This is a genomic window from uncultured Thiocystis sp. (assembly GCF_903866365.1).
GTDB lineage: Bacteria > Pseudomonadota > Gammaproteobacteria > Chromatiales > Chromatiaceae > Chromatium.
Map to the genome: position 1 here is coordinate 1 of NZ_CAIPNF010000296.1, position 1,682 is coordinate 1,682.

Sequence of the window (1,682 nt, forward strand, 5' to 3'; positions counted from 1 at the left end):
AACATGACCCCACTGAACGCCGTGCAGTCGCGCATTGTCAGCTTGCTCGACTTTCCGCAGGATCTCTATCTCGGCGTGGGCGCCCAATCCGGGTAATCAGCTGTCAAAATGGGCGAACCGTGAGTCTCTATTGTGGTGCCAGCAACGGCGCAGCGAACAGCGTCTCAACAGGGCGATAGAAACAGCCCGAGACAACATTTGAGGCGCGGACACGTCAGAAGACTGCAAGACGATAGGCAAATCTGGGTCAACTCTTGCGCTGTCGGCTCTTCTGGTCTCGGTAGAATCGACAAAAGCTACAATGTGTTTTCCGCCTAAATTATTCAGTTTTTCCAAAATGGAAACAACTGACGGCGCTGAAGCGACCCGCACCGCAATGACATCGGCTTGTTAGATGCTATACTTTTCTACAATTCCGTAGAAAAATCGGGTAGACCCACATGACCCAAATCTCAGCGACGATTTCCCCTGAAACTCGCGACCGCCTCGAACGCTATGTTCGAGCACGCGGCTTGAAGAAGGGATTCGTGATCGAGCAGGCGCTTCTGCATCACCTCCAGGCGGTTGGCGAAATCCCAGAGGATGTGCTGATCCCGCCGCGGCTCGTTGTCGGACATGAGGCCGGGGACAGGCTGCTGGAGCGATTGGCGTCCAACGAGCCTCCGAATCAGGCCATGCAGGCACTGTTCGACGAACCCGTCAACGTTCCGCCCGACGAGCGATGAGTCTTCGGATTCGGCGACTGGAGCCGAGCGACGACCGCCGCCGATTCGCCAGCGGAAATCCTGATCTCGATCGGTTTTTTCAGCGATTTGCGGGTCAGAATCAGTTTCGCCATCACCTCGGCGTCACCTACATTGCCGTCGCCGAGGACGGTATCCTTGGCTTCGTCACGGTCGCACCTTCCGAGATCGAGATCGACGCGCTGACGGAAGAGCGCCGTCGTCAACTTCCGCGCTACCCGCTGCCCGTGCTCCGTGTCGCTCGACTTGCCGTGGCTGAGCACGCTCAAGGTTGTGGAATCGGCAAAGCCTTACTTCGGTTCGCCTTGGACCTGGCCCGCCGAACGGCCGAGGAGATCGGCTGCATCGGCGTCGTGGTCGATGCCAAGCCCGACGCGCAGGCGTTCTATCGGCGCTATGGCTTTGAGCCGTTCGGCGTGCTGGAAGGCGCCTTGCTCGATCGACCCGAGCCGACGCCCATGTTTCTCCCAGTGTCCGCGATTCCTGCTTCGAGGGCGGGGTGACGGCGTTTGAATCAGCGCCGCCTCGCCTGGCCGGCTTCGAGACGCGCATGAACCTCCTGCAGTAACGTCAAGTCCGCCCACACCGCTTCCGACCAGCCGCCCGGTCGACCGACATCGCCCAGGATCAGTTCCCGAAACAAGCGTCGAAAGGCCGGAACATCGCCCCAACAGGCCGCGATCCGGTCGAGAAGATCGGGAAATTCGCGCTCCAGCCAGCCCTTTTCCGCGCGGTGTTTGTCCACCGGTTTGGCGATGCGCGGAAACCTCGGGGCGACGTTCCGATGCCGGTCCGCGGTACCCGCCAACTGCGCGCACAACAGCTTTTCCAGCTGCGTGTCGACGAAGCGGCGCAGCAGCGGTTGCGGATGCTCGAAGCTCAAGATCATGGTGTAGACCCCGTTCGCGGATGCCTTGCTCGGGACGCTGTGCGTCGGCG

Annotated in this window: 2 protein-coding genes and 1 pseudogene; 2 read left to right on the forward strand and 1 reads right to left on the reverse strand. The window is 60.4% G+C overall.

Going from position 1 to position 1,682, the window contains the following annotated elements:
• Window positions 1-440: 440 nt before the first annotated feature.
• Window positions 441-725, forward strand: a complete 285-nt coding sequence (locus tag QZY07_RS16970) for a hypothetical protein (protein WP_295405304.1) — start codon at window positions 441-443, stop codon at window positions 723-725.
• Window positions 722-1,246 (forward strand): GNAT family N-acetyltransferase, encoded by a 525-nt coding sequence (locus tag QZY07_RS16975; RefSeq protein WP_295405306.1) that lies wholly within the window; start codon window positions 722-724, stop codon window positions 1,244-1,246. Before QZY07_RS16970 ends, QZY07_RS16975 begins: the two co-directional genes overlap by 4 nt.
• A gap of 11 nt (window positions 1,247-1,257) precedes the next feature.
• Here QZY07_RS16975 and QZY07_RS16980 read toward each other — a convergent pair.
• Window positions 1,258-1,682: pseudogene (locus QZY07_RS16980) on the reverse strand (hypothetical protein); the annotation flags it as partial.

Bases quoted from the DNA above. Each gene is read 5' to 3' on its own strand.
- QZY07_RS16970 (WP_295405304.1), top strand. From the start codon at position 441: ATGACCCAAATCTCAGCGACGATTTCCCCTGAAACTCGCGACCGCCTC.
- QZY07_RS16975 (WP_295405306.1), top strand. From the start codon at position 722: ATGAGTCTTCGGATTCGGCGACTGGAGCCGAGCGACGACCGCCGCCGA.